The organism is Enterobacter cloacae complex sp. 418I7, from assembly GCF_050030705.1.
Classification (GTDB): Bacteria; Pseudomonadota; Gammaproteobacteria; order Enterobacterales; family Enterobacteriaceae; genus Enterobacter; species Enterobacter intestinihominis.
The window spans coordinates 2,784,632-2,803,615 of the sequence record NZ_JBLGUU010000001.1; the positions used below are offsets into that span (position 1 = coordinate 2,784,632).

General features: G+C 56.4%; 17 protein-coding genes. 2 read left to right on the top strand and 15 right to left on the bottom strand.

Annotated elements, in window-relative coordinates:
- Nucleotides 1-4 precede the first annotated feature (4 nt).
- From ACQG0S_RS13515 to ACQG0S_RS13555, 9 genes are all read right to left on the bottom strand, one after another.
- Nucleotides 5-1,054, bottom strand: coding sequence for a protein-glutamate methylesterase/protein-glutamine glutaminase (locus tag ACQG0S_RS13515; RefSeq protein ID WP_014884341.1), 1,050 nt, complete (start codon nt 1,052-1,054; stop codon nt 5-7).
- On the bottom strand, nt 1,051-1,917 hold the full coding sequence (gene cheR, locus ACQG0S_RS13520; protein WP_017384409.1) for a protein-glutamate O-methyltransferase CheR: 867 nt from the start codon (nt 1,915-1,917) through the stop codon (nt 1,051-1,053). The genes ACQG0S_RS13515 and cheR overlap by 4 nt, the downstream gene beginning before the upstream one ends.
- 19 nt (nt 1,918-1,936) lie before the next feature.
- Nucleotides 1,937-3,538: a methyl-accepting chemotaxis protein IV gene (gene tap, locus ACQG0S_RS13525; protein ID WP_048966689.1), complete on the bottom strand. Its 1,602-nt coding sequence runs from the start codon at nt 3,536-3,538 to the stop codon at nt 1,937-1,939.
- Between the two features lie 44 nt (nt 3,539-3,582).
- On the bottom strand, nt 3,583-5,250 hold the full coding sequence (tar, locus tag ACQG0S_RS13530) for a methyl-accepting chemotaxis protein II (protein WP_032624034.1): 1,668 nt from the start codon (nt 5,248-5,250) through the stop codon (nt 3,583-3,585).
- A gap of 86 nt (nt 5,251-5,336) precedes the next feature.
- On the bottom strand, nt 5,337-6,299 hold the full coding sequence (locus ACQG0S_RS13535; RefSeq protein WP_048966688.1) for a Csu type fimbrial protein: 963 nt from the start codon (nt 6,297-6,299) through the stop codon (nt 5,337-5,339).
- Entirely contained in the window at nt 6,296-8,680 is a 2,385-nt protein-coding gene (locus ACQG0S_RS13540) for a fimbria/pilus outer membrane usher protein (RefSeq protein WP_048966687.1), read from the bottom strand. The genes ACQG0S_RS13535 and ACQG0S_RS13540 overlap by 4 nt, the downstream gene beginning before the upstream one ends.
- Complete coding sequence (locus ACQG0S_RS13545) at nt 8,656-9,417, bottom strand: fimbrial biogenesis chaperone (RefSeq protein WP_023300459.1); 762 nt, start codon at nt 9,415-9,417, stop codon at nt 8,656-8,658. The genes ACQG0S_RS13540 and ACQG0S_RS13545 overlap by 25 nt, the downstream gene beginning before the upstream one ends.
- A gap of 16 nt (nt 9,418-9,433) precedes the next feature.
- Nucleotides 9,434-9,979: a Csu type fimbrial protein gene (locus ACQG0S_RS13550; protein WP_022648507.1), complete on the bottom strand. Its 546-nt coding sequence runs from the start codon at nt 9,977-9,979 to the stop codon at nt 9,434-9,436.
- A gap of 7 nt (nt 9,980-9,986) precedes the next feature.
- Nucleotides 9,987-10,559 carry a spore coat protein U domain-containing protein gene (locus ACQG0S_RS13555; protein ID WP_022648508.1) on the bottom strand — a complete coding sequence of 191 codons (573 nt, stop codon included), beginning with the start codon at nt 10,557-10,559 and terminating at the stop codon, nt 9,987-9,989.
- 427 nt (nt 10,560-10,986) lie between these two features.
- Between ACQG0S_RS13555 and ACQG0S_RS13560 the strand changes: the two genes are divergently transcribed.
- Nucleotides 10,987-12,246, top strand: coding sequence for a dicarboxylate/amino acid:cation symporter (locus ACQG0S_RS13560; protein WP_048966686.1), 1,260 nt, complete (start codon nt 10,987-10,989; stop codon nt 12,244-12,246).
- 96 nt (nt 12,247-12,342) lie between these two features.
- Here ACQG0S_RS13560 and cheW read toward each other — a convergent pair whose 3' ends face one another.
- The 6 genes from cheW to flhD all read right to left on the bottom strand — a co-directional run bounded on the left by cheW (nt 12,343) and on the right by flhD (nt 17,748).
- Nucleotides 12,343-12,846 carry a chemotaxis protein CheW gene (gene cheW / locus ACQG0S_RS13565; RefSeq protein WP_003859699.1) on the bottom strand — a complete coding sequence of 168 codons (504 nt, stop codon included), beginning with the start codon at nt 12,844-12,846 and terminating at the stop codon, nt 12,343-12,345.
- Nucleotides 12,847-12,865: 19 nt separating this feature from the next.
- Complete coding sequence (gene cheA / locus ACQG0S_RS13570; RefSeq protein ID WP_048966685.1) at nt 12,866-14,875, bottom strand: chemotaxis protein CheA; 2,010 nt, start codon at nt 14,873-14,875, stop codon at nt 12,866-12,868.
- A gap of 4 nt (nt 14,876-14,879) precedes the next feature.
- Entirely contained in the window at nt 14,880-15,809 is a 930-nt protein-coding gene (gene motB, locus ACQG0S_RS13575) for a flagellar motor protein MotB (RefSeq protein ID WP_022648511.1), read from the bottom strand.
- Nucleotides 15,806-16,693: a flagellar motor stator protein MotA gene (gene motA / locus ACQG0S_RS13580; RefSeq protein ID WP_003859696.1), complete on the bottom strand. Its 888-nt coding sequence runs from the start codon at nt 16,691-16,693 to the stop codon at nt 15,806-15,808. The genes motB and motA overlap by 4 nt, the downstream gene beginning before the upstream one ends.
- 123 nt (nt 16,694-16,816) lie before the next feature.
- Nucleotides 16,817-17,395 (bottom strand): flagellar transcriptional regulator FlhC, encoded by a 579-nt coding sequence (gene flhC / locus ACQG0S_RS13585; RefSeq protein ID WP_022648512.1) that lies wholly within the window; start codon nt 17,393-17,395, stop codon nt 16,817-16,819.
- A 2-nt stretch (nt 17,396-17,397) separates the two neighbouring features.
- A complete protein-coding gene (gene flhD, locus ACQG0S_RS13590; protein ID WP_003859693.1) occupies nt 17,398-17,748 on the bottom strand; it encodes a flagellar transcriptional regulator FlhD in 351 nt (116 codons plus the stop codon).
- A gap of 796 nt (nt 17,749-18,544) precedes the next feature.
- On the opposite strand from flhD, the gene uspC reads away from it, so the two are divergent.
- Nucleotides 18,545-18,973 (top strand): universal stress protein UspC, encoded by a 429-nt coding sequence (gene uspC, locus ACQG0S_RS13595; RefSeq protein WP_022648513.1) that lies wholly within the window; start codon nt 18,545-18,547, stop codon nt 18,971-18,973.
- Nucleotides 18,974-18,984: the final 11 nt, after the last annotated feature.

An 18,984-nucleotide genomic window follows, 5' to 3' on the forward strand; every position in this document is an offset into this window, starting at 1 on the left:
TGAGTCAAATACGTATTGCCTGTCCGGCACTGATTTTCGCCAGCATCTGCTGGCTTACCTGGCTAAGATCGACCACTTCGCTTACGCCACCCATATTGATGGCCTCGCGCGGCATGCCGAACACCACACAACTTGCTTCATTCTGCGCAATCGTCCAGGCGCCAGCCTGGTGCATCGCGAGCATTCCGGCGGCGCCGTCGTTGCCCATCCCCGTCAGGATCACCCCCACGGCGTTGCGCCCCGCATGTTTCGCCACCGAATGAAACAGCACATCCACCGACGGACGGTGCCGGTTAACCGGCGGCCCGTCATGAATTTTGATTTGATAGTTCGCCCCGCTGCGCGCCAGCTCCATATGTTTGTCACCCGGGGCGATATACGCGTGACCTGGCAGCACGCGCTCGCCGTCTTCCGCCTCTTTCACGCTGATCTGGCACAGCTTATTCAGGCGCTCCGCGAATGAGCGGGTAAAGCCCGGCGGCATATGTTGCGTAATCAGGATACCCGGGCTTGAGAGCGGCAATGGCTGGAGTACATGGCGAATTGCCTCTGTTCCTCCGGTTGACGCCCCAATGACCAGCAGTTTTTCCGAGCTGAGTAACGGTCCGGCCTTCAGGGTTGCCGGCGCGGCCATCGGCTTGTGGGCCGCCAGTTTTGCGCGCGACGCGGTACGGATTTTCTCGGCGATCATCTCGCTGTACGCCAGCATCCCCTCGCGAATGCCGAGCTGCGGCTTGGTGACAAAATCCACCGCCCCCAGCTCCAGCGCGCGCAGGGTGATTTCTGAACCTTTACCGGTCAGAGATGACACCATCACCACCGGCATCGGGCGCAGGCGCATTAATTTTTCCAGGAAATCGATGCCATCCATGCGTGGCATTTCGACATCCAGCGTCAGCACGTCGGGGTTATATTTTTTGATTAAATCCCGCGCGACCAGCGGATCGGGCGCTGTTGCCACCATCTCCATATCGCTGTGGCTATTGATGATTTCGGTCATGATCTGACGCATCAGCGCAGAATCATCGACAGACAATACCCTGATTTTACTCATGCTTTTTCCTTACTCAGCGCATAAACCGTTTGCCCACGCAGGCTAAACTCACGCACGAGGTTGCTGAAGTTTTCCGAGTGCCCGGCAAACAGTAAACCGTCAGGCTTGAGCAACGGAACAAAGCGACGCAGGATGTCCTGTTGCGTCGTTTTATCAAAATAGATCATCACGTTACGGCAAAAAATGGCGTCGAATGGCCCCGGCACGTTGTACTGCTTATCCAGTAAATTAACGGGGGCGAATTCCACGCAGTTCGCCAGCTCCTGGCGTACGCGCACCAGTCCTTCATGCGGGCCGGTACCGCGCATGAAGTAACGCTGTAGCTGCTGAGGAGACAGCGTTTTTAGTTCATCCTGGCGATAAACGCCGTTACGGGCTTTTTCCAGCACTTCGGTGTCGATGTCGCTGGCGTACACTTTCCAGCGGCCCGGCGCCATTCCCAGGGTGTCTGCAAGGGTGATGGCCAGCGAGTACGGCTCTTCCCCGGTAGAGGCTGCCGCGCTCCAGACGCGATACTCTCCGCTACGGCGACGGGCGTGTTCCGCCAGCACCGGGAAGTGATGCGCCTCGCGGAAAAACGCGGTCAGGTTGGTGGTTAATGAGTTGATAAATGCCTGCCATTCGGCGCTGTTCTGGTTCGCTTCGAGCATGCTCAGATAGCGGCCAAAATCATCCAGCCCCAGCGTGCGCAAGCGCCGCACCAGCCGGTTGTAGACCATGTCTCGCTTATGGTCCGCAAGCACGATCCCCGCACGCTGGTAGATTAACTGACATATCCGACGAAAATGCGCGTCGGACAGCGCGAGGCGCTGTGTCATCTGCAACAATAATGACGTTTGCCCTGAGGGCATGGGTGATGTCATAGCGCCTTCTCAATCACATTCAGGATACAACGGGTACGGCCTGTGACCGTCCGACTTCTGTTACTGCTTCAACGTGCTCTTTCACATTAAATACGGCGACCAACCCGGTAAGGTGATCCGCCTGGTTTGCCAGCTGATCGGTAGCCGCCGCCGCCTCTTCCACCAGTGAGGCGTTCTGCTGCGTAACCTGATCCATCTGTGTAACGGCCTGCGCCACCTGCTCAATACCACGGCGTTGTTCATCAGACGCCGAGGCAATCTCGCCCATAATGTCGTTAACCCGCGTCACGGAGGTGACAATCTCGTGCATGGTCTGCGCGGCGGTATCCACCAGCGCGGAGCCCTGCTGAACGCGGGAGACCGACTCTTCTATCAGCCCTTTGATCTCTTTCGCCGCGTTGGCGCTGCGACTAGCGAGGTTTCGGACTTCACCGGCAACCACCGCGAACCCGCGCCCCTGCTCTCCGGCACGCGCCGCTTCAACGGCCGCGTTCAGCGCCAGAATATTGGTCTGGAACGCGATACCGTCGATGACGCTGATAATGTCGCCAATTTTCTGCGAGCTGGCGGCAATCTGCTGCATCGTGCTGGCGACGTGAGAAGCCTGGTCGCCCCCACGTTTCGCCGTCATCGCCGCCTGTTTTGACAAGTCGGACGCCTGACGCGCGTTATCGGCGTTCTGGCTTACCGTCGCGGTCAGTTGCTCCATGCTGGCCGCCGTCTGCGCCAGCGATGCCGCCTGCTGTTCGGTGCGGGATGAGAGGTCGTTATTGCCTGCCGCAATCTCGGAGATCCCGGTATGCATGGCGTAACTGCCCTGACGAACGTTGCTTACCGTTTCCCGCAGCGAACTCTGCATCGCCTTCAGGCTGGCGAAAATCGCTGATATTTCATTCCTGCCATACACGGCCACCGGACGCGCCAGGTCGCCCTTCGCCATACTGTCGAAGTGGCTGCTGATGATCGCCAGCGGCTGGACGATCATTTTGCGCGACCACCACAGCGAGCCGCCGGTCAGCAGGGCGGCCAGGATCACCATGGTCAGGAAAATCACCCCTGACATGCGGTAGCTGGTACGGCTGTCCGCACCGGCACGCGCCACAAACTGGTTAATATCCTGCTGCCATGCGTTAAAGCTGTCGTCAAATGCCGTCTGAGACGCCTGCACCGGCGCGGTCAGGAAGTCAGAAAGCTGGTTGTTCTCCAGCCACGTCGCCTGATGGTCGAGATCGCCGTACCACACATCAAAGGTCTTTTTCATGGCGACTTTCAGCGTTTTCTCTTTCTCACTCACCGCCTCCTGCGCCGTAAACGTCTTAAACTGCGCGTCGGCCTGCTTCAGGCTGCTGCGGGCCACGACCATCAGCGCCTTAATATCATCCGGCGGATAGCTCAGCGCGGTTAACGTCCCTGCTTTGTTCAGCGCAGTGCTTGCCTGTAACAGCACGGCACGCGTTTGTGCCAGTGCGGAGCGCTGCTGATTACTCGTCTCAACTTCCTGCAAATTCTGATAGCCATCGCGAAACGCCCAGAAAGACAACCCGTTACTGCCAACCTGCAAAACCCCACACAGGATCAGAATCAAAAACAGTGTGGTCGAGATACGAATACGATTTAACATCCACGCTCCCATCAAGCGGCAAGCAGCCGCGGTTTAATTGTCAGTCAAAATGTTTCCCAGTTTTCATCTTGTCCGGTCACCGCTGCGCGCGTAGGTGTTGTCACGGGCGCCGGGGTTGCTTCGCTGTACGCTGACCGCGAGCTGACCGTATTTGTTGTTTTTGAAGTAAGACGGAACGCCGAGACGGCCATTTTCAGGCGGCTCGCCTGCTCCTCAAGCGCAGCGGCCGCGGCAGCGGACTCCTGCACCAGGGCGGCGTTTTGCTGCGTCACACGATCCATTTCCGATACCGCCAGAGCGACCTGGTCAATACCACGACTCTGCTCATCCGATGCAGAGGCGATTTCACCCATGATGTCCGTCACGCGCGTCACGGCATTCACGATGTCATTCATGGTTTCACCCGCACTTTCCACCAGCACCGAGCCGGTATCCACGCGTGAAACAGAGTCTTCAATCAGGGCTTTGATCTCTTTCGCCGCATTGGCGCTGCGGCTGGCGAGGTTACGTACTTCGCCAGCGACCACGGCAAACCCACGTCCCTGCTCGCCCGCACGCGCCGCTTCAACGGCCGCGTTCAGCGCGAGAATGTTGGTCTGGAAGGCGATGCCGTCGATAACGCTGATGATATCGGCGATTTTCTTCGAGCTGTCGGCAATGTCATGCATGGTTTTCACCACGCCGTCGACCACCCGACCGCCGCGCTGGGCGGTGTCGGACGCGCTTTCTGCAAGCTGCGACGCCTGACGGGCGTTGTCGGCATTCTGCTTCACGGTCGCGGTGAGCTGCTCCATGCTTGCCGCCGTCTCTTCCAGAGCGGACGCCTGCTGTTCGGTACGGGACGAGAGATCGTTGTTGCCCATCGCGATTTCACTCGTGCCGGTATAGATGGCATCCGCCCCCTCGCGCACGTTGGCGACGGTATCAATCAGCGAACGCTGCATATGGTCGACGCTGGTCGCCAGCTCGGTGATCTCGTTGCGACCAGAAACGGTCAGCGTTTTCGTGAGATCGCCCCGGCCAATATCGCGGATATGGGCAATGACGCGGCCAAGCGGATTAAGAAGGATATGACGAATGCCGTACCACACGGCCACCAGCACGATGACCAGCGCGAGGGCGAGCACCGCCATCTGCCATTTCGCGAAACGGTAGTCGTTCTGGCTTTGCGTAAAGGCGGAGTGATAAAGCTCGCCGCTGGCTTTGGCGTACTCGCCGAGCGCCGCGCCGAGGGCGTTCTGCATGCCCTGGGTCGGCTGCGCGAAATAGGCATCCATATTGCCCTTCTCCAGGAACTGCACCAGCTCCGTGAGGCCGGCGAAGTAGGCCAGATATTTTTCATCTATGTTCGCGCTCGCCTGCGCCATTGCGGGCTGAGGGGCGATTTTTTTGAAGGCCTCGTAATGTTTCGCCGCGTCTGCCAGCGTGGCGCGCGCATTCTTCAGCAGTTCCGTTTTTGCGCTGCTCTGCTGGTTGTTCGGATCCATCATCATGCGGGCAGACGAGCGGCTCAGATTGATACGCGTCTGCAACATCAGATCCCAGGTTGTGGTCAGTTCGCTTTGCTGCATCCGCAAATCGTTCGAGGCCGCGAAGCTGTCCTGGTTCTGTTTTAACGAGGAGAAAAAGAGGCCGCCAGAAATAAGCTGAAGAAGTGCGAAAATGACCAGCACCATCATAAGCATTGTGACAACGCGGATACGGTTCAACATACAACACCTTCTCATCGATTGATTAACGGTGTTATCGGCAGGGGCCACGGGAACTTTACATTTGCGAAAGGGAAAAGCGCGGGGTGTCAGAACGCGACGTCAACGATCAGCGTGTCGGTGTAGGTTCCGGCAGGCGGCGTGGCCTGGCTGGTCAGGACCTTAGCGCTGTAGTTATAGGTGCGTAAAAGCCCGTCGGTACTGACCTGGGATGAGCTGGCGCTGGCCCAGCGCTCGCTGCCACTGCCGCCCCAGCGGTTGCTGGTCGCCTCTTTATAGATGTCGTAACTCATAAAATTGCTGCCGCTAACCATACGACGAACGTTGTTCAGGGCGTTTGCTCCATTATTAATGCCTATGGTGTAGGTGCTGCCCTTAGTGCAGGTGACGGCGATCGACTGCGAAACGGTGGGAAAATTTTGCACCAGCGGCGCGCTGTTAAAATTCACGTCCGGCGTGGTCATCGTGCTGCAATCGTTGGTGACGGTCATGTTGAGGAGAATGGAGGTAGTTGCCGTGCCGGTTTGCGGGGTCAGGCATAGCCCGCCCGCGCCAACGGCGCACACGTTGTAGTTGATGCTGAACGTTAACAACACCTGGTACGGCCCGGCCGTGACGTTCTGCCCCGGCACAGTACGGAAATAAAGCGGAATGTTGTAGCGCCTTGACCCCAGCAGCCCGAGCAGGGTGTTGCCATTCCAGGTATAGGTTTTGCTGATTTGTACTTCACTGTTTCCGCCGCAGCCAGTGGCACCGCACAGGCGCGTGGGGATAACGTCCGCGATGGCCGCATTATCGGTACGTTTCATGGTGGCGCGGCTGTTGGCGGCTATCGACGCCGAGGTGTAGGTCAGCGTCACCGAGTCGTTGGTTAGCAGGTTGAGAACAGTATCGCAGGACACCACCAGCGTGCCGGTGGTTTGCACCTCCCCCGTACTGCTCAGGGCGAATGAGGTGACGCTGCCAAACGAGGCGTTCACCGTACTGACGGTGCAGGCCGCCCAGCCGCTGCCCGGGAACAGCAACAGTATGGCTATCAACAGGCGTTTCACGGCGCCTCCCGGCAGGTCAGCGGACCGTAGGTTTGCAGCTTATGCTCGGGATTTGCGCCCACGTTCAACGTTGCGATACAGCGTTTACCGTCCGGGGTGATGACCTCCAGAGGATTCACATCGTTGAGGTTTTCCAGCCAGGCGAGGCCGTCGTAGCCAACAACCGCGCTACTGCGGGACGCGCGTTTGACCTGGCTTCCCACCGGGATCGCATTGCCCTGCGCGTCATGCAGGATCACGCTGGCAACCCGCTCCTGCTCCATCGGGAAATCCACCAGATAACCGTTATGCCGACGAATCGCCACCCGACGCTCGGTCTCTTTCAGCCGGGTATCCGCAGGTAAGTTCAGGGTATCAATGCGGTAGCTCGCCGGGTAATAGGCGGAAACGCCGCTGACCAGCAGATAACCTTTGTTATTGGTTTTACCAACCGGCTGGTTCTCGTAGCTGACGGGTACGTCCGGATGTCCGTCGGTGCTGATCACCACAAACGCATCGTTGATTTTGTTCGCCGCAAACAGCTCACCGTCCATCAGGACGACAGAGCCCATCGCCTCGCCCCACCAGGTCATCATCCCCTTCTCACCGTAGCCGCCGCCCTGAAGCTCAACATTGTTATTCCGCCAGCCGAGCGTGGCCTGTTGATAGTTACTCGACCGCGACTGGTTGGCCCAGGCCATGTTCCAGCTAAAGCCGCCGTCAGACGGCATCGAGTGGTTGTAGTTAATGCGTTGAGTGCTGCCTGCATCAGGCGTGTTTTCAAAGGTAACGGCGGCGCTGTCACGTTCGCCCAGAGGGACCTGCAACGACAGCGCAACCGTCCAGTCGTCCCGCTGCTGGTCACGGCTGGCCGCCAGGTAAATACTGCTTGAGCGCCACAGATTTCGGCTCCAGGAGAGGTTGAGCAGCTCGGTTTTCCGGCTGTCAAAACTCTCCACGCCGATCCACGCCGCACCGATATTGCCGTAATCACCGAGGTTAAAGGTTAAGGAGTACTGGTCGGTATTGCGGCTCAGGCTGGCAACGGGGTTATCATATTCATCATAAACGGTGGGCTGATCGTACAGGGCGAGGTTGCCGAAGCCGCGGTCGCGTCGGGTATGCTGGGTCGCTACGCTAAACTCGCTGGTGCTGTACTGATAGCCCCAGTTCATCTGGCCCCCTTCGTCGCCGCGCATCCGGCTTTGGGTATAAGACGTGTTCACCACGCCAAAACGCCCGAGCTTCAGCACCGTGCCCGCGCCGCCGAGCGCCAGCGACTCCGCCCCTTCCGCATGCCCCTCCAGCGTCAGCCAGTCGGTCACCCCGTAGCGATACGATCCGCTGCCCGCCGCCGGGCCATAGTCAAAATTCTCTATACCGTAGTTGCGCCGCAGGCTGCCCAGCGTCACGGCGCCGTCGCTTAACCCCTGCTTCAGCAGATCGCTGCTGACATAAAACGGCAGCGTGGTGCTCACCTGACGTCCCAGCGCGTCGGTGGTGACCAGTACCGCATCCCCTGCGCCGTTGATGTACGGCAGATTAGTGAGGGTAAACGGCCCCGGCTGAAGGCGGGTGGAGCCGGAACGGTAGCCATTAATAAAGAGATCGACCGAGGTCGGGACGGCCGCCTCACCGGAAAACGCCGGCAGCGGCCAGGTCACAAGATCCGGACGCAGGGAGAAGTCGCGCCCATAGCTGATCCCGCCCATCCGCACGCTGGTGCTCCAGCTCAGCGCATCGCTGATGACGTCCCCAACGGTCCAGGTGGTGGCATCCTCCTCGTTGGTGATCAGCAGGGTTGAGTCATAGCGCACGTATCCTTCCTGCTGCCCGCTGCTTCCGGCGAAATTCTGTCGGGCGTACCCTGTCGAAGAAAACGAATAGTCTTCGTTGAAATAGCGGAACTCATGCCACACCGACGCCTGGCCGCCCGTATGTTCGGTATGGTTGGTATAAACGTCGTAGTTGAGCAGCGCGCCCCGGCCATAATGCGGCTTGCTTTGCGCGCTCTGACCGCTAAACGACGTGATCCGCGCCGCAACCCAGTCCCGGGGGACCGTCAGCATGAGCCGCTGGGCGCTGCTGTCATACTCTATGCGTACCGATGAGAGCGTTGAAAGGTTCACCTCTCCGGCAGGCACATGCTCCTGCGGCAGTCCGGCGCGAAGCAAATCCGCTCCTGAAATAAACCAGGCGCCCTCGCGCTGCGTCACCGGCACCACCAGACCCGTGTCATAGTGGTTCAGCACCAGGGCGAGCTGGAATACAGCTTCGCCGTTCATCGTCCGCGCGTCCGGCGGCGGCGGTAAACTGTCGTCGCCGGTTTCGGCAAATGCGCTGGTACTGACGCAAAGCAGGATCATCATCGCCGGTTTCAGTTGACGGGCGTCGATTGCCATTGCGTATCCCTGGCATTAATTTGCGCGCTCATCCGATTCGGCTGATAAATCCCTGCCGGAAGCGGCCAGCTTCGGGTGCTGCCTGGCAGCACATAACCCAGCAGCCCCTCGGCAACCGTGCGTTTTTGCCCGCCCTGCTCAACCGCAACCTGGCTGAGCCTGACGTGAACGTTCCCCTGATTGCGGACCTCAAGCGCGGGTTTCCCCTCCTCCTGAATGACCCGCCAGTTGAGCTGCTGAGTGTTCGCCAGCGCGTGATGCTCTCCTTCGTTGAGGGTGGGGATCCCCTGTCCATAAACAAATAAGGGAATGGAATAGCGCATTTGCAGTTTGAGGCCCATAGACGGTTCCGCTTTTGCATCCGGCTGGGGAATCTCATCCACAATGATGCGGTAGGCTTGCTCGACGCCGGACGGGATCGTCCCCTGCTTAATCAGGCGAATAAGCTGTTTACTGCCTTTAGCGATAGTCACGATCGGCGGGCTGGCGACCACATCCTGCTGGGCGGTGTAACGCTCATATCCGCCCTCCTGTTTCCAGCGCACAATGCGTATCTGCATTGTCGTGGCGCTGTTGCCCTGATTCTGGATCCACAATTCAGTTGCTCTGGCGTCTGCCGAAAGCCACGGATCGATAGGCCAAAGAAGAATGGTTGCGGCTGCTTGCGCCTTAACCGCTGTAAGGGCCGTTATCCCCAACAGACTCAACAGGCCTGACCGCCTGAAAAATGGCTTCATCAATGCTCTCCCTTTCCTACCATGACAAGGTCACGGTGAGTTGATCTGAATACGTTCCTGACGGGCTAAACCCGGTCAAAAGCGCGACGCCAAAAAGAGGCAGCGCGATGTTATTGCTGTTGGTATAGGTAATCGGTATTGCCTGGTTAACCCCAATTTCACTGTTTGCGGCCAGAGAGCTGCTGCTGTAGAGCCGGTAACCGACCACCTCTGTCCCGCCTGAACGCGTCATCCGCCGCACAGAGCTATAATTCTGACCGCCATTAATGCTCATACTTAGCGCCACACCCGGTGTGCAGGCGATGGACAACGCGCCGTCGGCAACAAAGCTGGTGCTGACCGGTGCGCTCTCCACGCCGCTGCGGGTCCCGAAATTCAGCGTACCGAAACGCCCGCCGGTGCCGGTGCTCACCGAGCATCCAGGCACAACCGTCGCGCTCACCCTGAATGACTGGGACGTCACCGCCCCGGCGTCTGGGATCAACATCAGCCCGACCAACAGGGTCAAAAAAGGGTGCACGACGCCCTCTGCGCTGTCGCGCAGACATAACAATGCCTTCATGGCTGAATCAGTAGGTGACGCTGACGTTAATCGTGTCGGTATAGGTTCCCGGTACGACCGTCACGCTATTGCCGCCGCCCGTAATGCGTGCGTAGAGGGTGTAGCTATCCACCCCACCCGCAGTAGAGGCGACCGGCAACGCGGCATTGTTCGCAACCACGTTGTTGTAACCACTATCGCTGAACAGGCTGTAGGCAACGCCCTGCGCCGCATTGGCGGTGTTGACCAGATAGCGGCCCGGCGTACCTGGGGTGCCGACAACGGTTCCGGGTGCGGTAGCGTTAGTGTTGCCGGTGATCGCCACCGTGTAACTGGCAGTGGTACATTGAATGGTAAAGGTGTTTCCTCCGCTGGCACCGGTTAACTGGGTTGTCAGGGTGGAGAATGTTGCAGGATGAGTGCCGAAATCGAGCGTCCCGAAGTTAATGCCGTTTTGCGTTGGCGAGCCGTTGATCAAGCAGCCGTTGGTCAGCGTCAACGTCGCGCCGATAGTGCCGCTACTGGTGACCGCGAGAGCCTGACCGACCGTTGCCGCCGTCAGCAGCGTGCCCGCGCAGATAAAAAGAAGTTTTCTTTTCATTTACCACCCTCCAGAAGAAATATAGGTTCGCTTGCCATATTTTATTCATACTGTTCAGTATGTTAGCCCCGCTTAAACATTCCCCGGCGCGGTTACTGAGAATTTAGTTTATGGTTAGCACTTCAACCACTTTCATCAAAAAGAGGGCAACCCCGCTCGAATTAACAGGTTATTAACAAACATTACAAAGGGTTAGCAAAAAAAAATGGGCATTATTCTTGCTTAACTTGAGGATATATCGCCTGTAGTGTGATCTGAGTCACAATATATCGTCATGTTAAAAACAACGAATTTCATAAAAATTAAAAACAAGTTGTAACTCACGCAGCTTTACTTCAATTTATGCCCCGAATATTTTCCTGCGCTTAAATAAAAATTTTGTATGCATTGACGCAGGAAACTCTTTTAGCGCATAGAGGATCTTTTTGTGGCAAGTGCAAACAAACTCACGCTCTTCATCGTGATTTTCATGCTGGCGGGCATTCTTTCCGGTGCGGCGATCCATGAGTATGCTTCGTCCGACGCGATACAGGCCTGGTCGGAGAACATCACCCTGCTGACCGATATTTTCCTGCGGCTGATCAAGATGGTGATAGCCCCGCTGGTGTTCAGCACCCTGACGGTGGGCATTATGAGGCTGGGTGAAACGTCTACGATTGGGCGCGTCGGGGGTAAAGCGATGGTGTGGTTTATCAGCTCATCCGTACTTTCCATTCTGGTGGGGCTGTTTATTGTTACCCTTGAACAACCCGGCAGCGGTCTGAACCTGAGCATTCCGACAGAGACGGTTGATACCGGCCTGGCCGTGAGCGGGATGTCGCTGAAAGCCTTCCTGTCACACACCATTCCAACCAGCATTGCCGGCGCGATGGCGAACAATGAGATCCTGCAAATTGTGGTCTTCTCGATGTTCTTCGGCATTGGCGGCGCGTCACTGGGCCAAAAATTCAACGCCCCGCTGGTCGCGGCGCTGGATGTGGTATCCCACATTATGCTGAAGGTGACGGGCTACGTGATGTACGTTGCGCCGCTGGCCATTTTCGCGGCGATTTCGTCCGTCATTGCCACCCAGGGGCTGGGCATTTTGCTGAACTATGCCTCGTTTATTGGCGGTTATTATGTGGCGATCCTCCTGACCTGTCTTGTATTGCTGGCCGTGGGTTACATGGTACTGAAGAAAGAGATTTTCCGTCTGGTGGCGATGCTGAAAGATCCGGTGCTGGTGGCGTTTACCACCAGCAGCTCTGAAGCGGCATACCCAAAAACGCTGGAGCAGTTAGCGCGCTTTGGTTGTTCACGGAATATCGCCTCTTTCGTCCTGCCGATCGGCTACTCGTTTAACCTGGTCGGCTCCATGGTGTACTGCTCGTTCGCCTCAATGTTTATTGCCCAGGCGTACAACATTCACCTGAGTTTTACCGAGGTGACGGTGCTGATGTTAACGCTGATGCTGGCCTCGAAGGGCATTGCGGGCGTACCGCGCTCGTCGCTGGTGGTGCTGGCGGCAACCATTCCAGGCTTTAACATTCCGGTAGCCGGGATCCTGCTGCTGATGGGGATTGACCATTTCCTGGATATGGGCCGATCGGCCATTAACGTGCTGGGGAACGGGATTGCGACGGCGATGCTGTCGCAGAATGAAGGGGCGCGGGAAGTTGAGGCTGAGCTGGTGGAGCAGGAGGCGTAAAGATACATAAGAGCCGGGTGGCGCTGGCGCGTACCCGGCCTACGTGTTGGAGCCATTTGTAGGCCGGATAAGGCGAAGCCGCCACCCGGCATTATTTTATGCCACGTGATTCGCCGCAATATCCAGCAGCGCCATCTCTTCGCTGTTCAGCAGCTTCTCAATATTCACCAGAATCAGCATACGCTCGCCGAGCGCACCCAGCCCTGTCAGGTATTCCGTCGACAGCGTGACCGCAAACTCCGGCGCAGGACGGATTTGATCGGCGGTCAGCGACAGCACATCTGACACGCCGTCCACCACAATCCCCACCACGCGCTGCCCCAGATTCAGAACAATCACCACCGTGTTATCGTTGTACTCCACATCGCCCTGGCTGAACTTCACGCGCAGATCCACGATAGGCACAATCACACCGCGCAGGTTGGTCACACCCTTGATAAACGCTGGCGTGTTCGCGATGCGCGTTACCTGATCGTACCCGCGAATTTCCTGCACTTTCAGGATGTCGATACCGTACTCTTCATCACCTAAAGTGAAAACCAGGAATTCCTGCCCAGATGGCTCGCCCGCCAGTTTCGTTACGTTACTCATACCGGTCATGTTATTACCTTTTACTTAATCAGGCGGCTGTGTTCGCCACACGTTGTTCACGATTTAATCCCTGAAGTGCCGATACATCGACGATCAGCGCGACGCTACCATCACCCAGGATGGTGGCAGCAGAGATCCCCGGCACTTTGCGGTAGTTACTTTCCAGGTTCTTAACCACCACCTGATGCTGACCAATCAGCTGATCGACCAGCAGCGCGTAGCGGCGTCCGGCGCTTTGCAGGATCACAACGATACCCTGCGTGGCCTCGGTTTTTGCCCCGTCCACTTCGAACACTTTCCACAGTTCCACCAGCGGCAGGTACTCGCCGCGCACTTCGAGCACGCGCTCGCCGCCCGCCAGCGGATGCAGATCTTCTTCGCGCGGCTGGAGGGATTCCATCACCGCGTTCAGCGGCAGAATAAAGACTTCATCCGCCACTTTAACGGACATGCCGTCAAGAATGGCCAGCGTCAGCGGCAACAGGATACGGATCGTGGTGCCCGCGCCCTGCTTAGACTGGATCTCAACGTGACCGCCCATCTCCTGAATGTTACGTTTCACCACGTCCATGCCCACGCCGCGGCCGGAAACGTCGGTGACCTGCTCTGCGGTTGAGAAGCCTGGGGCAAAAATCAGCATGCCCACTTCTTCATCAGTCATGTTTTCGTTGACCGCCATGCCCTGCGAAATCGCCTTCGCCAGAATGCGCTCGCGGTTCAGGCCCGCGCCGTCATCGGTCACTTCGATGCAGATGTTGCCGCCCTGATGTTCTGCTGACAGGATCAGGTTGCCCACTGGCGATTTTCCGGCTGCCACGCGGTTTTCCGGCAGCTCAATGCCGTGGTCGAGGCTGTTACGCACCAGGTGCGTTAACGGGTCGATAATGCGTTCAATCAGGCTCTTATCCAGCTCGGTGGAGCTGCCCATCAGCGTGAGTTCGATCTGTTTGTTGAGCTTGCTGGCCAGGTCGCGCACCAGGCGCGGGAAGCGGCTGAAGACATATTCCATCGGCATCATGCGGATGGACATCACCGATTCCTGCAAATCGCGGGCGTTACGTTGTAACTGGCCCATGCTGGTGATGAGATCGCCGTGGGTCACCGGGTCCAGCTCGTTGGAGCGCTGGGCCAGCATCGACTGGGTGATCACCAGTTCACCCACCAGGTTGATCAGCTGATCCACTTTCTCCACCGCCACGCGAATGCTCGTGGACTCGCTGGAACGCGCCGCCGGTTTTTCACCGCGGGCCGGGGCGGCCGTCTCTTTTGGCACGGCTTTCAGGGCCGGAGCAGCGGCAACTACCGCAGGGGCAATTTCTGCCGGCGCGGGCACTTCAACGGCCGCCGCCTCGGTTTCAAACGCAATTTGATCCGCTTCAATCACGAAGCACAGCACCGCCACAATGTCATCCTGACCGATCCCGCCGTCGAGCGTCGCGGCCAGGCTGTCTTTACCCTTCACCACGTTGCTGAGCGTCGCCAGGTTACCCAGCTCCTCTTCCAGCAGGTTGACCTCGTTCTCTTTCAGCCGTGACAGCACTACGCGCAATTTTCCTGCGGGCGCATCAGGCGCACTGTCTGGTTTGGCCGCGGCGTCAACAACGCTCAGTTTTGCCGCAGGGACAACGGGCGCAGACGCCTCACCTTTGGCTTCCAGCGCTAACTGACGCAGCGCGTTGCAGATGTATTCAAAGCTGGCGGCATCAGGCTCTGCCGAACTTTTATAGGCGTCGAGCTGTTCCTGCATAATATCTTTCGTTTCCAAAAACAGGTTGATAATGTCGGTATTGAGCTGCATCTCACCGCGTCGTGCTTCATCCAGCAGGTTTTCCATTAAATGGGTCGTTTCCTGCAAAATGGTAAATCCAAACGTTCCGGCTCCGCCTTTCATGGAATGCGCCGCACGGAAGATGGCGTTGAGCTGTTCTGAGTCCGGTGCCTCGGGCACCAGATCCAGCAAATGTTGCTCCATATCGGCCAACAATTCGTCGGCTTCATCAAAAAATGTCTGGTAAAAATCGGTAATATCCATGCTCACGCTATCACCTCGGATTGGCTGGTGGCGATGTTGGAACGGCAGCCGAAGGGACGGCCCCAGGCTGTTTTAAATCGTCCAGTGACTCATTCTGACTTTCGGCGTTTTCATGCAGGATGGCCTGCTCCGCCTGCTGGTTCAGCACTAAAAGACTGATACGACGGTTGATGGCGTCATCCGGTCCGCGGTCGGTCAGGCGCATGGTTGCAGCCATGCCGACCACGCGCAGGACCTTGCCATCATCAAGCCCACCCGCCACCAGCTCGCGACGCGAGGCGTTGGCGCGATCGGCAGAAAGCTCCCAGTTGCTGTATCCCTTCTCTCCCGTGGCGTACGGGAAATCATCCGTGTGACCGGAGAGGCTAACGCGGTTCGGAATGCCGTTCAGCACCGGTGCAATCGCGCGCAGAATATCGCGCATGTAGGGCTCCACGTCGGCACTGCCGGTTTTGAACATCGGTCGGTTCTGGCTGTCGATGATTTGAATACGCAGCCCTTCCTGCACCAGGTCAATTTTCAGATGCGGACGCAGCGCGCGCAATTTAGGGTCCGCCTCAATCAGCTGATCCAGGTCACCGCGCAGTTTTTTCAGGCGCGCCTGCTCCATCCGTTTTTTCAGCTCGTCGATGTTAGGCTGTTTTTTCACTTCGCCCTGCTGCTGGGTGTAATCGTCACCGCCGCCGGGGATCGGGCTGTCGCTGTTCGATATGCGCGGCCCGCCGGTGACCGCCGTCGCCAGCGGTGTTCTGAAATATTCCGCAATCTGAATAAGCTCTTTCGGGCTGGAGATGGAGATCAGCCACATCACCAGAAAGAAGGCCATCATGGCGGTCATAAAATCGGCGTACGCGATCTTCCATGAGCCGTGAGAACCGTGCCCGTGCCCCTTATGCTTGCGTTTTTTTACGATGACGATCGGATGGGACTGGTTTTTCATGCGTCCTCAGTTGTCGTCTGTTGGTTGGGGTTTTTCACCGCACGCACGTGTTCTTCAAGCTCGATAAACGACGGACGCTCGCTGGAGTACAGCGTTTTACGGCCAAATTCGACGGCGATCGGTGGTGCATAACCGTTGAGGTTTGAGAGCAGCGTAATTTTCACGCACTGCATCATTTTGGTGGTTTCAGCGCTCTTCTGGCGCAGCACGCTCGCCAGCGGGGAGATAAAGCCGTATGCCAGTAAAATACCGAGGAACGTCCCCACCATTGCGTGGGCAATCAGGGCGCCCAGTTCAGCCGCCGGGCGATCCGCCGAGGCCAGGGCATGAACGACGCCCATGACCGCCGCCACGATACCGAACGCCGGAAGCGAGTCGCCCACCAGCGCCAGGCTGTTGGCCGGCACTTCGGATTCGCTCTCGTGGGTTTCGATCTCTTCGTCCATCAGGGCTTCAATTTCGAAGGTGTTCATGTTGCCGCTGATGATCAGTCGCAGGTAATCGACGATAAAATCGAGCATCATCGCGTCAGCCAAAATACGCGGGTAGCTGGCGAAAATTTCGCTCTCTTTCGGGTTTTCAATGTCCCGCTCCAGCGAGAACATTCCTTGCTGACGTGACTTCGCCATCAGGCGATAGAGCAGCGCCAGAAGATCCATATACATGCTTTTGGTGTATTTCGAGCGACGAAACAGCAGCGGAATCGCCTTCAGCGTGCCCTTGATCGATTTACCGTTGTTACCAACGATAAAAGCCCCTACCCCTGCACCGCCGATGATGACAAGTTCAGCCGGTTGATAGAGTGCTCCAAGGTGCCCGCCGGTCATCATGTAACCGCCGAAAACTGTACCGAGAACTACCAGGTAACCTAATAAGATAAGCACGACATCATCCTTCCGCTAGTGACTATGGCAGGACGTTCATTTCGAGCGCGTGACCTGAACGCAGGGTAAAAAAAAGCAGCGGTAATCGCTTACCGCTGCTGGAATCTTGCCCACAGGTTCGGGTTAAACAGCGTGTTCGATCTGTTCATCCAGCAGTTGTGGAATAATATCGGCAGCATCCCGGGAAAGTTTACGTCTTTTTACGGCTCGGGATGGAGGCTGGCATAAACTACAGGCGAAGCTGCCCGCAGGCTGGTGCGCGTGGGTAATAAAATTGCCGTCACAGCAGTTGCAGCGCGACAATTCAAGCATTCCGCTTTCAACAAAACGCACCAGCGTCCATGCGCGGGTCAGCGCCAGCAGGGGTCCCTGTTCCTGCTGCGGGCATTGCTCAAGGTAAAGTTTGTAGGCTTTAATCACGGCATCCACGCCGCTGCATAAGCCCGTTTTAAGCAGGTACTGCCAGGCGTTACAGAACATGGAAGCATGGATGTTCTGCTCCCAGGTCATGAACCAGTCAGTGGAAAACGGCAGCATGCCTTTTGGCGGTGGGCTACCACGCAATTCTTTGTACAGCTTGATCAAACGACCACGGCTCAGTTGCGTCTCGCTTTCCAGCATTTGTAAACGCGCACCCAGCGTGATGAGTTCCATTGCCAACTGGATATCACGGGCTTCCTGAACAATGCTTTTTTCGCTCATTGTTAAGCCCTTTTCTTCCGGGCTACGTCGTCAGGCTGGCTGATTTCGTTGAGCAGGCGGGTGGAGAGAAGAATACCGGTGTGGATCTGTTGCAGATCGTCCACGCGGGATTCCTGAGTCAGACGCGTAATGGTCTGCGGGTTATCGAAACGGAACTGGCAGACAAGCTGATTGGTTTCAGCCAGCTTGACCATCTGCGGAAGTGTTAATCCCCCCAGCATGGTTGCCATCTCTTCGTTAACACCCAGACGAAACATCGCTGACGGTTTGTCCTGACTAATCAAACGCTGCGCGAGCAATAAATACGACAAATTGATGTCGTAAATATGTTTTAGCAACTCGGATGTATGCATTTTTCCCATCCCGAATAACCAACTATTGTTTTTATGCGGAAAGACCGCACCCCGTGATGTCGCCGGGAAATCACCCGGTATAAAAAGAAAAGGCCAAATGCATAGTTGAATTTAGGTTTGTACGTCGTAAAGCGCGTGACCGGTTAACATGGCCAAAATGTCGGTTACACATTTTATCTTTTCTTACAAATAACTAAGATTTTTCCTAATTCGACGCAAACTCTACTCGTCAGTTTTGACACATACAATGCAGCCCCCCCTGGAATTTAAAAAAAATGTGATCTGCGTCACATAATTTACGCGAATGTAACCCATAAATCCATCAGCGTGACTTGTAATTTGGGTGTTTTTTATCCAACCCAAGCTTGTTTATATTCTTCAGGAACGAATACTCATGCATCCGGACGGGGGAATTGGGTCTGGGAAATGTAAAGACAGGGCAAATCCGCATTGATCTGCTATGGGGAAAACTTCACGTTGAAACTACCATTAATTAATAAAGTAAAAACAGGAGGTTAACGCTGGCAACACAAAAATCAGTTTCGTTGCGTAACGATCTACGCCGGGTTGATGATGAGTTAAGGCGAGTTAACCACCTGGAAGGGAAAATGTGTAATTTACGTTAAGCTGTTAATTTTTTTCATTTAGGCCATCTTTTCAGTTATTCTTCTTATAAGAATAATTAATGAATAATTATGATAAGCTTCACACTAATGACGCATTCACCTCTTGCAGTAATGACAGTTTCGCGGTAAAGCTGGGAAAACTTGTCATTCTGACATCAAAGGAGTGCGTGATGAGTTACTCCCATCTGCTTGTTTCAGTTGCTGTTTCTCCCGAAAGCCACCAGCTTGTCGCCCGAGCCGTATCCATCGCCCGCCCCGCCAATGCCCGCATCAGCCTGATCACGCTGGCCGCGGAACCCGAAATGTATAATCAGCTGGCTGCGCCGATGCTGGAAGATATACGTGAGGTATTGCAGGAGGAAACGCACCAATTCCTGCAAGAGTTGGTGGAGAGGGCAGACTATCCGATTCATCAGACCGTTATCGCGACCGGTGAATTAAGCGCGCATATACTCGACATCTGTCAGAAAGAGAATATTGACCTGGTTATTTGCGGAAATCATAACCAGAGTTTTTTTTCTCGTGCGGCATGCTCAGCAAAATCTATCGTTTCGTCAAGCCAGGTTGATGTCCTGCTGGTGCCTCTTGGGGGCAATTAATGCCCCCGGAG